14 protein-coding genes and 3 pseudogenes are annotated in these 14,310 nt (G+C 62.3%); 10 read left to right on the forward strand and 7 right to left on the reverse strand.

From position 1 onward, the window contains the following. The first annotated feature begins 62 nt into the window (after positions 1-62). The gene (locus NCR37_RS25835) at positions 63-497 is read left to right on the forward strand and encodes a MarR family winged helix-turn-helix transcriptional regulator (RefSeq protein WP_250475657.1); all 435 of its coding nucleotides are present in this window, start codon (positions 63-65) and stop codon (positions 495-497) included. A gap of 45 nt (positions 498-542) precedes the next feature. Here NCR37_RS25835 and NCR37_RS25840 read toward each other — a convergent pair whose 3' ends face one another. The 6 genes and pseudogenes from NCR37_RS25840 to NCR37_RS25860 form a co-directional block, all read right to left on the reverse strand. Further along, positions 543-938, reverse strand: a complete 396-nt coding sequence (locus NCR37_RS25840; protein ID WP_250475658.1) for a hypothetical protein — start codon at positions 936-938, stop codon at positions 543-545. A gap of 128 nt (positions 939-1,066) precedes the next feature. After that, positions 1,067-1,285: an isochorismatase family protein gene (locus NCR37_RS28765; protein ID WP_502800594.1), complete on the reverse strand. Its 219-nt coding sequence runs from the start codon at positions 1,283-1,285 to the stop codon at positions 1,067-1,069. A 76-nt stretch (positions 1,286-1,361) separates the two neighbouring features. Next, positions 1,362-1,610, reverse strand: a pseudogene (locus NCR37_RS28770) (isochorismatase family protein); the annotation flags it as partial. Between the two features lie 245 nt (positions 1,611-1,855). Further along, positions 1,856-3,280 carry a DHA2 family efflux MFS transporter permease subunit gene (locus NCR37_RS25850; protein WP_250475659.1) on the reverse strand — a complete coding sequence of 475 codons (1,425 nt, stop codon included), beginning with the start codon at positions 3,278-3,280 and terminating at the stop codon, positions 1,856-1,858. Positions 3,281-3,669: 389 nt separating this feature from the next. Continuing rightward, complete coding sequence (locus NCR37_RS25855; protein ID WP_250475660.1) at positions 3,670-5,049, reverse strand: MFS transporter; 1,380 nt, start codon at positions 5,047-5,049, stop codon at positions 3,670-3,672. 71 nt (positions 5,050-5,120) lie between these two features. Beyond that, complete coding sequence (locus tag NCR37_RS25860) at positions 5,121-5,873, reverse strand: class II aldolase/adducin family protein (protein ID WP_250475661.1); 753 nt, start codon at positions 5,871-5,873, stop codon at positions 5,121-5,123. A gap of 129 nt (positions 5,874-6,002) precedes the next feature. Here NCR37_RS25860 and NCR37_RS25865 point away from each other — a divergent pair, with 129 nt between their 5' ends. The 3 genes from NCR37_RS25865 (at position 6,003) to NCR37_RS25875 (ending at position 9,191) form a co-directional block, all read left to right on the forward strand. Then, positions 6,003-6,986, forward strand: a complete 984-nt coding sequence (locus NCR37_RS25865; protein WP_250475662.1) for a LysR family transcriptional regulator — start codon at positions 6,003-6,005, stop codon at positions 6,984-6,986. Between the two features lie 348 nt (positions 6,987-7,334). After that, positions 7,335-7,868 (forward strand): 2,4'-dihydroxyacetophenone dioxygenase family protein, encoded by a 534-nt coding sequence (locus tag NCR37_RS25870; protein WP_250475663.1) that lies wholly within the window; start codon positions 7,335-7,337, stop codon positions 7,866-7,868. A 42-nt stretch (positions 7,869-7,910) separates the two neighbouring features. Then, complete coding sequence (locus NCR37_RS25875; RefSeq protein WP_250475664.1) at positions 7,911-9,191, forward strand: MFS transporter; 1,281 nt, start codon at positions 7,911-7,913, stop codon at positions 9,189-9,191. 29 nt (positions 9,192-9,220) lie between these two features. On the opposite strand, the gene NCR37_RS25880 is transcribed toward NCR37_RS25875, so the two are convergent. Next, positions 9,221-10,183: a helix-turn-helix domain-containing protein gene (locus NCR37_RS25880; protein WP_250475665.1), complete on the reverse strand. Its 963-nt coding sequence runs from the start codon at positions 10,181-10,183 to the stop codon at positions 9,221-9,223. A 987-nt stretch (positions 10,184-11,170) separates the two neighbouring features. Between NCR37_RS25880 and NCR37_RS25885 the strand changes: the two genes are divergently transcribed. The 6 genes and pseudogenes from NCR37_RS25885 (at position 11,171) to NCR37_RS25910 (ending at position 14,279) form a co-directional block, all read left to right on the forward strand. Continuing rightward, a complete protein-coding gene (locus NCR37_RS25885) occupies positions 11,171-11,725 on the forward strand; it encodes a hypothetical protein (RefSeq protein ID WP_250475666.1) in 555 nt (184 codons plus the stop codon). Between the two features lie 2 nt (positions 11,726-11,727). Further along, positions 11,728-12,249 (forward strand): hypothetical protein, encoded by a 522-nt coding sequence (locus NCR37_RS25890; RefSeq protein ID WP_250475667.1) that lies wholly within the window; start codon positions 11,728-11,730, stop codon positions 12,247-12,249. Between the two features lie 92 nt (positions 12,250-12,341). Further along, positions 12,342-12,721: pseudogene (locus NCR37_RS25895) on the forward strand (SDR family NAD(P)-dependent oxidoreductase); the annotation flags it as partial. After that, positions 12,718-13,556: pseudogene (locus NCR37_RS25900) on the forward strand (HlyD family secretion protein); the annotation flags it as partial. The pseudogenes NCR37_RS25895 and NCR37_RS25900, both read left to right, overlap by 4 nt. 133 nt (positions 13,557-13,689) lie before the next feature. After that, entirely contained in the window at positions 13,690-13,866 is a 177-nt protein-coding gene (locus NCR37_RS25905) for a hypothetical protein (RefSeq protein WP_250475992.1), read from the forward strand. Continuing rightward, a complete protein-coding gene (locus NCR37_RS25910; RefSeq protein WP_250475668.1) occupies positions 13,833-14,279 on the forward strand; it encodes an HAD family hydrolase in 447 nt (148 codons plus the stop codon). The genes NCR37_RS25905 and NCR37_RS25910 overlap by 34 nt, the downstream gene beginning before the upstream one ends. The last annotated feature ends 31 nt before the right edge of the window (positions 14,280-14,310 follow it).

The raw sequence follows: 14,310 nt of genomic DNA on the forward strand, positions 1-14,310 counted from the left end.
TTTCCCGAACAGTATTTGTTTGCGTAATACTCGTGTTGTCCGCTTCTCTTCAAGCATCTACCATGCCGGAATCCGATCTCTCTTCGTACCTCGCCTGGCTCATTGCGTCCGCGCATCGGCAGATGAAGTCCCAGCTTGCGCAGCTCACCGCTGAGGAAGGCGTCAACGAGGAACATTGGCGCATCCTGCATGCGGTGTCGGATGAAGTCGGTTACTCGATGAGCGAGCTTGCAGAACAAGTTCTGATGAACCTGCCCGCGCTCACCAAGAACGTCGACAAGCTGGTGAGCCGCGGGCTCGTGCTGCGCGCCGCCGACGACGCGGACAGCCGAAAGGTGCTGGTCTACATCACGGAACGAGGCGTCGAGTTGTTGGGCCGCCTGCGGCCCTCTGTGGATGCGCACCATGCGGCCATCGAAGATGCGCTCGGCTCGCGCAACGCGAAGCAATTGAAGCGATTGCTCGAGCGATTCATCGAAGAGACGCGGCCACGCTGACTGCGCGCATCGACTGTCCCCATGAACGCGTTGCTCGAGCCCTCGTCAGAGCTCGGCGTCCACAACGAGCCGCGACTTTACCTCGCGAATGCGCCGATCCACAAAGTAGCCACCGCCTTCCGTGTACCGGAGATAAAGCCGTCCGCAATGTTTGCACGCCCAAACATCGCAGCGGTTGTAGGGAAAATAGTGTGGCGCGATAGGTGCATTCGCCGACCAATACGGTGACGCACCGGGCGGATACTCGGCGTAAGTCGGCTCGGGATCATCCTCGCGCATGAGCGTGCCGACTCTGACGAGATAGGTTTCGTCGAGCGACAGTGGCTGCGATTGCCAGCCGTCGAGCGGGGTCTTCGTGCAGTCGCAAATCACGCCGGCCGACTGTATTTCGGCGGATCGAGCGCGCTCAGAAAGTGCTTCGGCGGTGAGGAAATCGGTCATGGCTGTTCATTCAAGTTGCGTTGTGCGCCCCAGTCTAGCCGGGATGCGGCGGCCAGGGGAGCGGCGCGCCGGCGTCCGGTCGAACTCCGAATTGCCGACTGGGCGACACAATCACCAATCCGGGCGCCCTAGAATGAACACTCGGCCGTGCGCACGAGCTTTACGAACGGCCCTTCCAACGTCCGATTGTGGCGGTCGATGATATCTCGCGCAGACAGAACGGACGTGTCCATCGAGGTGTGCGCGTCGGCCACCAGTACGGGATGAAAGCCCAAATCCGCAGCTGCCCGGCAGGTCGTGTCGATGCAGTATTCGGTCTTCATTCCGACGATCACCAGTTCCTCCACGGACGCTGCGCGTAGGGATTTCTGCAAGCCCGGTTCCCAGGAAGCAATTGGGCCGGCCTTTGTCGAACACTACGTCCGCCGCCGCATCGATGGCCAAGTCCGGCAACAGTTGCGTAAGCGGGCTGCCGGGCGCAATGGGTGAGTCTTCAGCGCCAGTATGTCGGGCAGCGAAAATCGACGCACCGACACTGCGGGCCCTTCGGATCAATTCGTTGATGTTCGCAAGAACTTGCGCCCCGTCGTACGGTGCTTTAGAGCCGCTGAACAAGCCGATTTGCATGTCGACGACCAACAGCGCACGGTGCCTGGCATGAGGATTCTGCATTGTGTTTCTCCACTAATGTCGCAAGTGACGCACGGAGAAACATCAACGCCCCGTCCATCACTGGCGGGGCCTTGGGGCGATACGGTATTTGAACTCACGCACCGACCTCACGGCCCGCCAAAAGCGGTCGTGATAGTAGTGATCGTAGTGAGCGTGAGGAAGTTCATGCAAAGATGATGCAGTAACCGTTTCGCGAGGTCAACGACTGAAACGTGACCGTGAAGTGGCTTCCGGCGCGCCCCGTCCTATCGACGAGATGTGCCCCGAAGCGCGTGCCCGGCATCGCGGGCGAGCCTCACGTAGCCGTAGATCGAAGCGAGCGTAAGCGCGCCGGCGCACATGAATGCGAACCGGAATTCGCTCAGCGTGAACATATGCGCTTGCGCGACTCCCGTATTGTGATACGACGATGCGGCACGCAAAGCGAGCGCGCCGAACGCGATGCCAAGGCCGATGCTCATCTGCTGCGCCGCGTTCCACATGGTGTTCGCGCCGCTCATTTGCTGCGGCGGGACATCCGCGTAGGCGAGCGTCGCGAGCGAAGAGAATTGCATCGAGCGCGTCAGGCCATACACGAAGACCACGAATAGCGTGAGCGCAAGCGGCGACGCGGGCGTGAGGAGCCCACACGCCATCGTGACCACGCCGCACACCGCGGAGTTGATGATCGCCACATTTCTGAAGCCGTGCCGCTTGAGAATCACCGTTGTCAGCGCCTTCATGCCGAGATTGCCGAGCGCGCTCACGAGCAACAGCAACCCCGACCGGAATGCCGACAGGCCGAAGCCAATCTGAAACAGCAGCGGCAACAGATAAGGCACCGCGCCAATGCCGATGCGCGTGATCGTGCCCGTCACCACTGTCACGGAAAAAGTCGGGATCCGCAGCGTCGTCACGTCGATAAGCGGATGCGGCCGTCTCAGCGCGTGACGGTAAGCGACGGCGCCGAAGACGAGGCCAACGCCGATGATGGCAATTCCCAGCCACGGATCGGTGTCGGACTGGCTCGCCATGTCGGCGCCGTACAAAATGGCCGTCAGCGCTATTCCGCTGAGAATGAGCCCGCCGACATCGAACGGTCGGCGTTCGTCGCTGCGCAGGTTCGGCACCCACTTGAGGACCGCGGCCAGCACGGCCAGGCAGACGGGGAGGTTCAGCAGGAAAATCCAGCGCCACGAGGCATAGGTGGTGATGAAACCGCCTAACGGCGGCCCGACCACCGGGGCCACGATACCGGGCCATGTGATCGTCGATATCGCCTGCATCAAATGCTTCTTGTCGATGCTGCGCACCACGGTCAACCGGCCTACCGGCACCATCAGCGCGCCGCCGATGCCCTGCAGTACTCGCGCCGCCGTGAATTGCGCGACATCCTGGGAAAGTCCGCACAGCAGTGACGCGATGGTAAAGGTCACGATGGCGGAGAAAAACACACTGCGCGACCCGAAGCGGTCCGCGACCCAACCGCTTGCCGGAATGAAGATGGCGAGCGCGATCATGTAGGCGCTCATCCCGAGGCTTAACGCATTGGGACTCGTGTGGAAGGACGAAGCCATCTGCGGCAACGCCGTCGCGATGATGGTCGTGTCGAGGTATTCCATGAAAAACGTCGCGGCCACGACGTACGGCAGTGGGCCAAGCGAGATGCCGCGGGCGGTCGAATTGTTCATTGTTCAGAGATAAGCGTGCTAAACGGCAGAGGCGATGCTAGCAGTGTTTCCCGGTTTCCTCGCCTTATACGTGTGTTGTTCGATTTTTCTGGAAGATATGACGCCCGCGTGCGCGCCTCAAGTCGCGACGGCTGACAGCAACGGATAGACGCGCTGTCGGCTGATTAGCGGGCCGATGCTCGAATCGAGGTTCGGCTCGCGATACGACGGGCCAATGTCTCGGCTGCTGGACCAGCAGGGCAGCGAAAGACGGTCGATTGATGTGCGACAAGCGCGGGCAACTCGTCGGTGCGGCGAGGGCGCAGACGCGCGCGTGCACGCGGCGGCGAGCCGTCCGGTGCGGGGCCGCTTCGCGGTCGGGCTATAGAAGGGGAAACGGAGCCGCGCCGTCACTCCGCAACGCCGCCGCCTGTCGCGGATGCGGGACGGGCGCGTGGGGCCGGCGCGTCGTGTGTCGCGCGGTACATGAGGGGTCCGAGCCACGCGGCGCCGATTGCCGCGACGAGCAGCACGCCCGCCATCAGCGTAAGCATCGCGGATGCGCTCCAGTGCAGGCCGAGCAGGAAGCCGCCCGCCATCGATCCGACCACGGAGCCGATCCGCCCGATGCCGAGCGCCCAGCTCATGCCGGTGGCGCGGCTCGATGTCGGATAAAAGGACGACGTGACCACATGTGCGCCGGTCTGCGCGCCGCCGGTGCCCACGCCGATTGCAAACATCAGCGGCAGCAGCACGACGGCCGATGGACCCGCGTGCGCGGCCAGCACAAGCGCCAGCACGCCGACGAGAAACGACGCCGCCAGCACGCGGCACGGGCTCACGCGATCCATCACATAACCGATGGCGATCGAGCCGAGCGCGCCGCCGAGCTGGAACGTCGAGGCGAAGGCCGATGCGCGCATGATCGACAGGCCGTGACCGACCAGCAGCGTCGGCAGCCAGCTGTTGAGAAACAGCAGCACGAGAAGGTTGGCGAAATAGACGACCCAGATAAGCGCCGTTCCTGCTCGCACGCCCGGCGCGACCAGTTCGGCGATGGGAAACCGCCTGCGGGTGTCCGCATGCGTGGCGAGATCGACGGCGGCGATATCGGACGAAGGAAAGAGCCGGGCGGCGATGCGCGCGATACGCGTGCCGGCATCGCGGCGCAGCGACAGAAATCGCAGCGACTCGGGCAGGCCGATCGCGAGCGCCGGCGCGAACAGCAATGGCAACAGGCCGCCTATGACGAACACCGCGCGCCAGCCGAAGTGCGAAACAATCCAGGCGGCGAGCAGGCCGCTCGCGGCGGCGCCGGCCGTGAATCCGCAGAACATCGTCGTGACCATGAGCGAGCGATGCCGGCGCGGGCAGAACTCGGACGTGAGCGTGATCGCGCAGGGCATCGTCGCGCCGAGACCCAGACCGGCACACAAGCGCAAGGCGACCATCACCGGGAGCGATGTCGCGAGTGAAGCGGCGAACGTCAACAGGCCGAACGAGGCGACGCTCGCTACGAGAACCGATTTGCGGCCGAAGCGGTCAGCGAGTGGCCCAATCAGCATGGCTCCGATCATCAGCCCGATGACGCCCGAGCCGAACAACGGCGCAAGCTGCGCCGGCGAAAGCCTCCAGTCGGCGCGAATGGCGGGCGCGATATAGCCGACCATGATCGAATCGAAACCGTCGAGCAGCACCGCGACGAAGCAGAGCACGCCGATCAGCACCTGCGTGCGCGAGAGCGGCTGCGAATCGACGAATTCTTCCAGAGTCAGGCGGGCTTGCGCCATGATGTGTCTCCTGGTCGGATCTTTTAGTTGAGGTGGCGTGACCGCGTACCGGGCGATTCAGGTCGTCGATGTCATCGCGCGTCGTCCGCGTAGCGTCGCCATAAAGCCCAGGGCTTGGCGACCGCGCCCATGTTGGTTTCGTCGGCGAGCTGCGCCTCGGTTTCGTCCAGATAAGTCACTGGCCCGCCCATCGCGATGGCCTGCTGCTGGATCGCGGCGTTGCGCTCGGTGTAGATCGCCCGATAGACGGCGCCGGGAAGCGATTCGCTGGTCGCGACATAGCCGTGTCCGCGCATGAGTGCCACGGACGCATCGCCGAGCGTCCGGGCGAGCGCTTCGCCGTGTGCGGGCGCACGCACGAGCATGTCGGTGCAGCCGAAGCAGGCGTGAATGTCGAACACGGGCGCGCCCTTGCCGAGAAAACCGGCCATGTGATAGACGGGCCGCAAAGGGTGCGTTACCACACCGAACGGAATCACAGAAGGCGCATGGCTGTGCACGATGGCCCGCACGTCCGCCCGCGCCCGATAAATCTCGGCGTGGATCGGTACTTCGAGGTACGGCTTCGCGCCGTCGCCTTCCGATATCGAGCCGTCGAGACGCATCGTGATGATGTCGTCGAGGATGACGAGTTCGGGCGCGCACGAGCGCGAGATGAGAAACTCGCCGGGACGATTCGGATGCCGCACGCTCACATGGCCGAAAGCATCGAGCACGCCGAGATGCGCGAGCACGCGGTTCGCCGCCACGAGCTCGCGTTTGAGCGCGAGCAGTTCTGTGCAAGAATTGACCGCTTGAGAACTGGCTGGTTGCGTTGTTTCCATGACGAATCCGTTTTTCTGAGGCACCCAGTCTATCGGCGCGGTCCCGCGATGTCACACGAGGATTTCTTGTGCTGTTCGCGAATTTTTCTAGTGTCCCTCCGCCACGCGCCATCTACCTCGACGAGTACGATGCCCACGCCGTTACCGCCGCTGAACGCGTTGAGAGCGTTCGAATCCGCCGCCCGTCATCTGAGCTTTCGCAAGGCTGCCGAAGAGCTTCACGTGACGCCGGCCGCCATCGGCCATCAGGTCAATTCGCTTGAGACTTACCTCGGCGTCGTCCTGTTCGAACGCACTAAAAAAGGCATCGTGCTCACGCAGGCGGGCCGGCTCTGGTTGCCGAAGCTGAGCGAGAGCTTCCGCACGCTGCGCGAATCGATCGATCTGCTCGCGCGCTTCAAAGACAAGCAAACGCTCACGGTGAGCTGCCCGCCGTCGTTCTCCAACCGGTGGCTGATGCCGCGTCTGCATCGCTTTCTCATGCAGCACGAGGACGTGGATGTGCATGTCGTCTCGTGGATGCTCGGCTTCGGACATTCGTGGACGGCGGCGGAACTGGAGGCGGATTCCGTGCGCCAACAACTGGAAGGAGTGGATGTCGTGATCGTGCTCGGCGACGGGCGCTATGACCCGCTGCACGTGGATGCGCTGCTGCCGCTCACGCTCACGCCGCTCCTGCCGCCCGCGCTGGCGGCCACTGTGAGCGCCGAGCGCCCCGAATCGCTCATGACATTGCCGCTCTTGCATGATGATCGCGGCATCGTTCACGGCGGCCTGTCTTACTGGCGGATGTGGGCTGAGTTCATGGGCATCGAGGTGACGAACGAATTGCAGGGTCATCATTTCTCACACGCGATGACGGCGCTCGAAGCCGCCGCGGACGGTATGGGTGTAGTCGTGAGTTCGCCGGCGCTCGCGCTCGTGGAATTGCAAAGCGGACGGCTCGTCGCACCCTTTCCCGTGCTCGAAGAATGTGGCGCGTCGTACTACGCGGTTGTCTCGAACGTGCGGCGCGATACGGACGTGTTCATCGACTGGCTGCGCGCCGAAGCCGAGGCGACAGGCGAGGCTCTGCGGACGTTGCGGGAGGCTTCGCTGCGAGCGGGGCATTGAATTGGCAGGCGCGTCCGACGGGGCGGCGCATACACGCCGCCACGAACGGGCCGGCACGCGAGGCGGCAGTTCGTGGCGTGGCCGGTCTGCCGGACTATACGATGCGAGCTCGCTGGTTCGACCCGCCAGCGACATTTGATCCTTCCTTCGTTTCTCGCTGACATCATCGACTCGGTTAGCGATCCCTTGTGTGCAGCGATTCACTGCGATCCGAAGCCCGAGCTGTTCCGGGTTTCTACTGACAGGCGGTGTCCCGCTGCGTCAAAGCGGTTGTCCTCCTCGCGATAACGGCGAAGCGTAGCCGGCGCTTACGCTAGCTTGTCTTTCACTGCCCGACGGGACATCGACATGAAGCTCAATGAAGCGAACGAATTCTGGCGCGACCTGAAACCAATCTCGAAAGTCTTTCAGCCCGACGCACCGCCCGAGCAGTACATTGCCGATGCCGCCACCGCCGATGAGCGCTACTACGTCCCCTTCACGGAGACGGTATCGTCGCGGCCACTGTGGATCTCACCGACACAGAACAAGTGGTGCGACATCCTGTATGCAAAGCAGGCCGGTCTGGTCAACCGTCACTACCATCCGCACGAGGTATTCGCCTATACGCTGTCCGGCAAGTGGGGCTACCTCGAGCACGACTGGATTGCGCACGCCGGCGACTTTGTCTACGAGACGCCCGGTGAAGGCCACACGCTTGTCGCTTACGACTATCCAGAGCCCATGAAGGCAATTTTCATCGTAAAAGGTCCGCTGATCTGGCTCGACGAAAACGGCGATAGCACCGGCTATTTCGACGTCCATCAATACATTGCCATGTGCCGGGAGCATTACGAAAAGGTCGGCCTTGGGGCGCAGTTGATCGACAGCCTCTTTCGCTGAGTCGAACGAGGTTCGCAACACGCGTCACGCCACGGAGGAGACATGCACAAGACTCGCATTGCGACTTATGAGAACGGCCTGCTGGCCATGCTGTTTCTGGCATTCGGCTTCGTTTTTTTTGACCGGCTGGCGCTCTCTTTCCTGTTCCCTTTTATCGCGCGGGATCTAGGACTTACACACGGGCAGTTGGGATTGCTTTCGTCGGTCGTCGCGTTGATGTGGGCGATCTCGGGCGCATCCGTCGGTGCGTATTCGGATCGCACTGGCCGGAGAAAGCCGGTTCTCATACTGACCGTCGTGCTCTTTTCCTTGCTGTCCGCGCTGTCCGGGGCGGTTGGCGGCTTCATGACCTTGCTGCTGTTCCGCGCAATGATGGGCTTCGCGGAGGGGCCGGTCTGTCCCATCGCGCAGTCGCTGATGGTTGAAGCGTCGACGCCTTCGCGCCGGGGCCTGAACATGGGGCTCGTGCAGGGCTCGTCAGCGGGCTTGCTCGGCGCGGTTGTAGGCCCTCCGGTCATCGTTGGAATCGCGCTCCACTACGGTTGGCGCGATGCCTTCTACGTGTCGTGTATTCCCGGACTCGTGCTGGCGCTCGCGCTTGGCCGCTTCGTGCGCCCCGATACAGGCAGTCGCGCTGCGCGGGATGGAAGCGCGACGCATAGCGCCACTGCTCTTTCGGTCGTCCTGGGTCAGCGCAATATCTTGCTATGCGTGCTGATAAGCTGTATGTTCCTCAGTTGGTTCGTCATCCTTATTTCATTCGCGCCGACGTTTCTGATCGAGGTGAAGCACTTCTCGCTCGCGACGATGAGCGGCGTGATGTCTGCGCTCGGGATTGGCTGGGTTATTTGGGGATTCGCCGTTCCGGCGCTGTCTGACCGGATCGGCCGACGCCGGGCGATGATCATTTTCAGCTTTGTATCTGCACTGTGCCCGGTCGCTTTTCTGTTGTGCTCCAACGCCGTCATCCTGTCGGTCGCAGTGGTGCTGACCTACGCGGGCCTCGGCTGCTTCTCGCTCTTCATGGCGACCATTCCGGCAGAGACGGTGCCACCGCACTACGTTGCAACGGCGCTCGGCACTATCATGGGCGTCGGCGAACTGGTGGGCGGTTTCGTTGCGCCCACGGTGGCCGGGTTTGCGGCCGACCGGTTCGGTTTATCGGTCGTAATGACGATATCGACTGCGGGCGCGGTCACTGCGGGACTTCTTTCCCTGTGGTTGCGAGAGACAGCGCCGCTGGTTGCGCGAAAGGTAGATTGCCCGGTGGACGGTGTGCTGGCGTCGACGCCGGAGGAACTCCCGGCGCAGCTAGGCAACTAGGCATCACACGCAACGCACGAGCGGTGGTGTTAGGTCGCCACCGCACCGTCGCGGACCTGGCTCGGGGTTAGATGGTAGCGGGCGCGGAATACGCGCGTGAAGTGCGCGTGGCTGCCAAATCCGTAGCGGAACGCAATGTCGCCAATTCCTCCGCGTGCGGCGCCGGCCAGCACATCTTCGAGCGCCCGCTCCAGACGACGCGCCTGGATGTGCTGCGCGACAGACTCGCCTGTTTCCCCGAACACGCGTTCGAGATGCCGCGTCGACACGCCGACATGCTCGCTCACCTGATCGCGATTGAGTGCTTCGTTGCAGAGATTGGCGTCGATATAGGCCTTCGCCAACATCAACAGTTGCGCCGCGCGTGACGATGTGGCTTTTGTCGGCGGGTCGAGCAGCCATTCCAGCGCGCTCAGTATGCCGCCTTCGGAGCGATTGTCCACGGCATGCGTGGCAAGCGGTCCGGCCAGCGCATAACCAGCCAGATGTCGGGCAGCGGTATCGCCAGCGGCGCTGCGCGTCTCCCGATGAAGCAGCCGCGCTTGGTCTGGCCGCGCGAAGCGGCTGGCGAACAATGCAGTTGGAATATCGAAGATAAGCAGCTGTTTGCGAGCCGGAAACGCATGCAAGTACGGGTGCGACGTGTCGTGAATCAACATGTCTCTTGCCTGCAGGGCAGTTGCGCTGCCGCCACGGTAATGAAACGAGGAGCCCGACAACAACAGATTGACGAATACAGAAGCACGCGCGTCACATCGGATGTGCGAATGGGAGCGCTCGATCACGTGTTCGTCCGCTTCGATCAGGTGGACGCCGATTGCGCCGCACTGGTAGCCGCTGTAACGTGCGTCGAGACCTATGTCGGGCGCCGAGATGCAAGCGTGCTTGCCCATGCGCTCAGATGCCAGAGTATTCCAATAGGTGAGCCGCCGACAGGGATCGCCCGCTTGTCGTGCGCTGAACTTCACATGCATCGAATTTTCGGATTTCATCTGTCGTCGCACTTCCTGCTGAAGACGCGCCAGCCGCGCCTACCGAAAAACGGGGCTTCTTCGTCGTGTCCTCGACGAGTCTAGCGGCTGGGGCGCAGGAAACCATTGGGAACTGCCCGAGGAGATGAATAAGGGCGGAATACAATGCACCAATCACGCCGTCGTTGTATCCGGCCGCCCGGGGCCGTCCACTTCTCGATTGCGTCGCGTGACAATCGCATTCTCGCGCAACAGTCCTACGAACCGTCGTCCTGGTTCGCGACTTGACGCACGGGCGGAAAGCACTTGAGCGCCGCTCGCGTGGCCGCCATGACGACGACTCGGAATCGGCAAGCTGTCGTCGCGGCAACGCCTTTGGAAGCGATGCCGCTACGTTGGTTCTAGTTTTTTGTCTTTGCTGACGACACCAGTCTGCGCGAAGGCGGAAGCAACGGGCAATGACCTTTGTGCGACGGTGGTTTGTGCCGTCGCGGACTCGCCTCGCGGTCAGGCCAACGGCAGAGAGATTGTCGTTTCAAGCTGCAGCACCTGCATTTGGAGCGGAGAAGCTGTGGAAGGCACCCTAACTCAAAAGCGCTCGCACGCGGATGAACCGGATCGACCGGATCGAACGCACCTAGGCATTTTGCGTCGCCAGGCTTTGGTCCCGGCTGTAACTTAACGCGCCGACGCTTCACAAAGGATTCTGACTTCGTCGTCGGCAGCGGCGGCACGCTCGTGCGATTGCGAAATCCTCGCGAGTCACATCTAATTTAGTTATTGCCTCTCCTTATCGCGTCCTGAACGACGATCTGTCGAACGGCTTGAGAGATGGACACGCAGCGATGCCGCGCAAGGAGCCTGGCCGCATTGGCGGCCGCGTAGCTCTGAGTAAAGCGTGCATCGCAAACCTGGCGATCTGGTTAACCCCGTCTTCCAGTTGCACCGACCACTTTCTAAAGTTCAAGCGCAAATAGAGCGCGGCGGCAACCCGTACAGGAGACGCAGATGGGCACCCATGTCAAGGCAACGATAAACACCTCTGACCATTCGCAAGTCGGAACGAAAACGTCCCGCCGTCGATTCCATGCCATCGTTCGCGCAGGCGTGGCGGGCGGGCTGGCAGGCGGGATCGTTATTTGGACATACGAGGCGTTGGTCTGGGTTGGCGTCCAGCACCTAATGCCGCTTGCGGGCATTCCGCGCAATGCCACCGGATTGGTTTTTGGGAAGTCTTTTCAAGAGTCCATTGGTATCTGGGCCTATGTCATCGGTACGGGGATTCACTTTGTCTTCGCCATTGCCTGGGGCGTTCTGTTCGCGCTGATCTGGCCGTACTTCAGACGACGCGGCTACGAGGCTACTTTCGTTGCACTGTTCTACGCGATTCTCGCGTGGATAGTGATGCATGTCGCGATCGCGATTGCCTCGGACAATCACCCTAACTACCTCGACCCCGGTGTCATCATTGGCGGTTTCATGTCCCATTTCTGTTTTACGTTACCTCTTGCGCTCATCGTAAAGCGAATGCTTTCTTCGAATACTGCAGAGACGGGCGCCTAAAGATGAGTCGCGAATCGGGCTTGGCAACCGTTTGGGTGAGTCTGCCGAAACGCTCGCTCGCCGCGAGCCTGATTCCCGAGGCTGGACGTTATGCGCACGCCATGTCGATTCCGATGTCGCCAGCGGTCGCCGTCGAATTGGCGCTTTCGTATCATCTGATCCTGGAAGCCCTTCGCACGGGATTTGGTAACAGTGATCACCTCGCGCGCATGCTGCAGTTGACTCTCAAAACCATGCTGGTAGGCGCATCCACCGGAATGACGCTCGAGCCGACAATCTTCCGGGAGGCCCAAGAGGGGATTGAACGATGCCGGCGATCCCGCCGGGACGCAGGTAGCTGGCACTTGGACCATGCTACGTATAAATGCTTGTGCGAGGTCGTCGCCATGTTCGAGCGCCAGCTTGCTCAAGCGCCGTTTTACGAGTTCATGCTTGCAGACGAACAATTGCAGACGCTCGCCGCTCGGTGGGTTGTCGAGCCAGCGAAGCACCGGCCATGCGAGCGAGCTTATCCTTTATTGTAAGCGGCCGTAACACTGAAAGCGGCATCGGTAACAAAAGGGACAAGCGGGCGGCGCTCTCGGGCGCGCGCCCCATAACGAAGAGGGAGTCGAGCATGACGAAGCGAGCAGCGTATGCAACGCGCGGGATGGGCGGCATCGGCATCGCGTGTGCCAACGGCTCCACAAGGACGGCTTCACGGTCGTCGCGGGCTGCGGGCCGAACTCTCCGCGACGGCTCAAACGGATCGAAGACCAGAAGGCGCTCGGCTTCGACTTCATTGCCTCCGAGGGCAACGTCGGCGACTGGGAATCAACGAAAAACGCGTTCGAGATAGTCAAGGCCGAAGCCGGCGAAGTCGACGTGCTTGTCAATAACGCGGGCATTACGCGCGATGTCGTGTTTCCAAAACGACGCACGAGGACTGGACGGCGGTCAACGACACGAACCTGACGAGCCTCTTCAACGTCACGAAGCAGGTGATCGACGGCGTCGCGGCCGAAGTCTCGAGCCGCGTGACGCGCGTGCTGGTCCGTGACAACCAGGAGGTCAACGCGGGCGACGTCCTGTTCGAGATCGACAGCGAGCAATATCGCATCGCCGCCGACCGGGCGCGCTCGGATCTCGAAACCATGCGCCGCCAGATCGGCGCGGGCACGGCGGGAATCGATTCGGCGCGCGCATCGTTGCGTGCGGCGATCGCGAACAAGGTCAAGGCGCGGCAGGACAGCAAGCGGCTCGAAAGGCTCTATCGCGAGGACGCGAGGGCACGATCCCGCTGCGGCGGCTGGAAGTCGCGTGTGCCACCTACGAGCAGGCGCAAAGTCAGGTCGCGGCGGCGGGTGCCGAAGTCGAGCGCGCACGGAAGCAGCAAGGCGGCGTCGAAGCGGAGAATGCGCAGTTGCGCAGCGCCGCGGCCGCGGTCGAGAAGGCGGAGCTCGATTTGACCAACACGCGCATCACGGCGCGCACGGGCGGCGTCATCACTGATCTCGGCACTGAAGTGGGCCAGTTCGCGGCGGCGGGCAAGCCCGTCATGACGCTGATCGCGATCCGCGACGTCTGGATCAGCGCGGACATGACCAAAAACAATCTGGGCCATCTGAGACCAGGCGCCCGCGTCGCCATTGCGCTGGATGCGCTTCCCGGTGATGTCTTCGAAGGACGAGTGCGCAGCATCGGCTATGGCGTGAGCGTCGGACAGGAGGCGCCGCCCGGCAGGCTGCCGACGGTGCAGAACAGCCGCGACTGGCTGCGGCCCGCACAACGCTTCTCGGCGATTGTCGAGTTCGATCCGGGCGAGCGCGCGATGACGCGTCCCGAGCGAATCCATCCAGTTATATACGTCGGAGACAACGTTTCATGCTCAAAGCTGCGATTTTAGATGTCGATGGAACACTGGTCGACTCGGTCGATCTCCATGCGCGCGCCTGGCAGGAGCTTTTGCGCACTTTGGCCATCAGGTGACATTCGAGCAGGCCCGCAGTCAGATCGGCAAGGGAGGCGACAAGCTCATTCCGGTGTTTCTCTCGGACGCCGAGCAGCAGGATTATGGCGAAGCGCTCGAAAATGGCGCGCCGATCACTTCCGGTCGCACTATCTGCCGATGGTTCGGCCGTTCTCATGCGTGCCTGACCTGATCGCGCGGGTCCGTAGAGCGGGACTGAAGGTAGCCGTGGCGTCATCGGCCAAGAAGCGGAAGCTCGACGTGAATCTCGATCTCGCACGCATCACCGACCTTCTCGATGCGTCTACATCATCCGACGACGGCGAGGCCTCGAAACCCGCGCCCGATCTTTTCGAAGCCGTGCTGGAGAAGCTCCGCGTCGAGGGTTGGGAGGCCGTTGCAATTGGCGACAGTCCATACGATGCGCAGGCTGCGCGCGCGGCGGGCATGAGTTGCATCGGCTTCCTGTCGGGCGAGTTCACCGAGTCCAGTCTGCGCGAAGCGGGCTGCAGCGTCATTTATCCCGGCCCGGGCGCGATGCTTGCCTGTTTCGATCTAGCCGGTCCTTCGACAGCCGGCGAGTCGGTGCATAACGCCGCTGGCTAGGCGTCTTCACGGGTAGAGGCGGGCAGCATTG

The organism is Caballeronia sp. GAFFF1, from assembly GCF_023630705.1.
Lineage (GTDB): Bacteria > Pseudomonadota > Gammaproteobacteria > Burkholderiales > Burkholderiaceae > Caballeronia.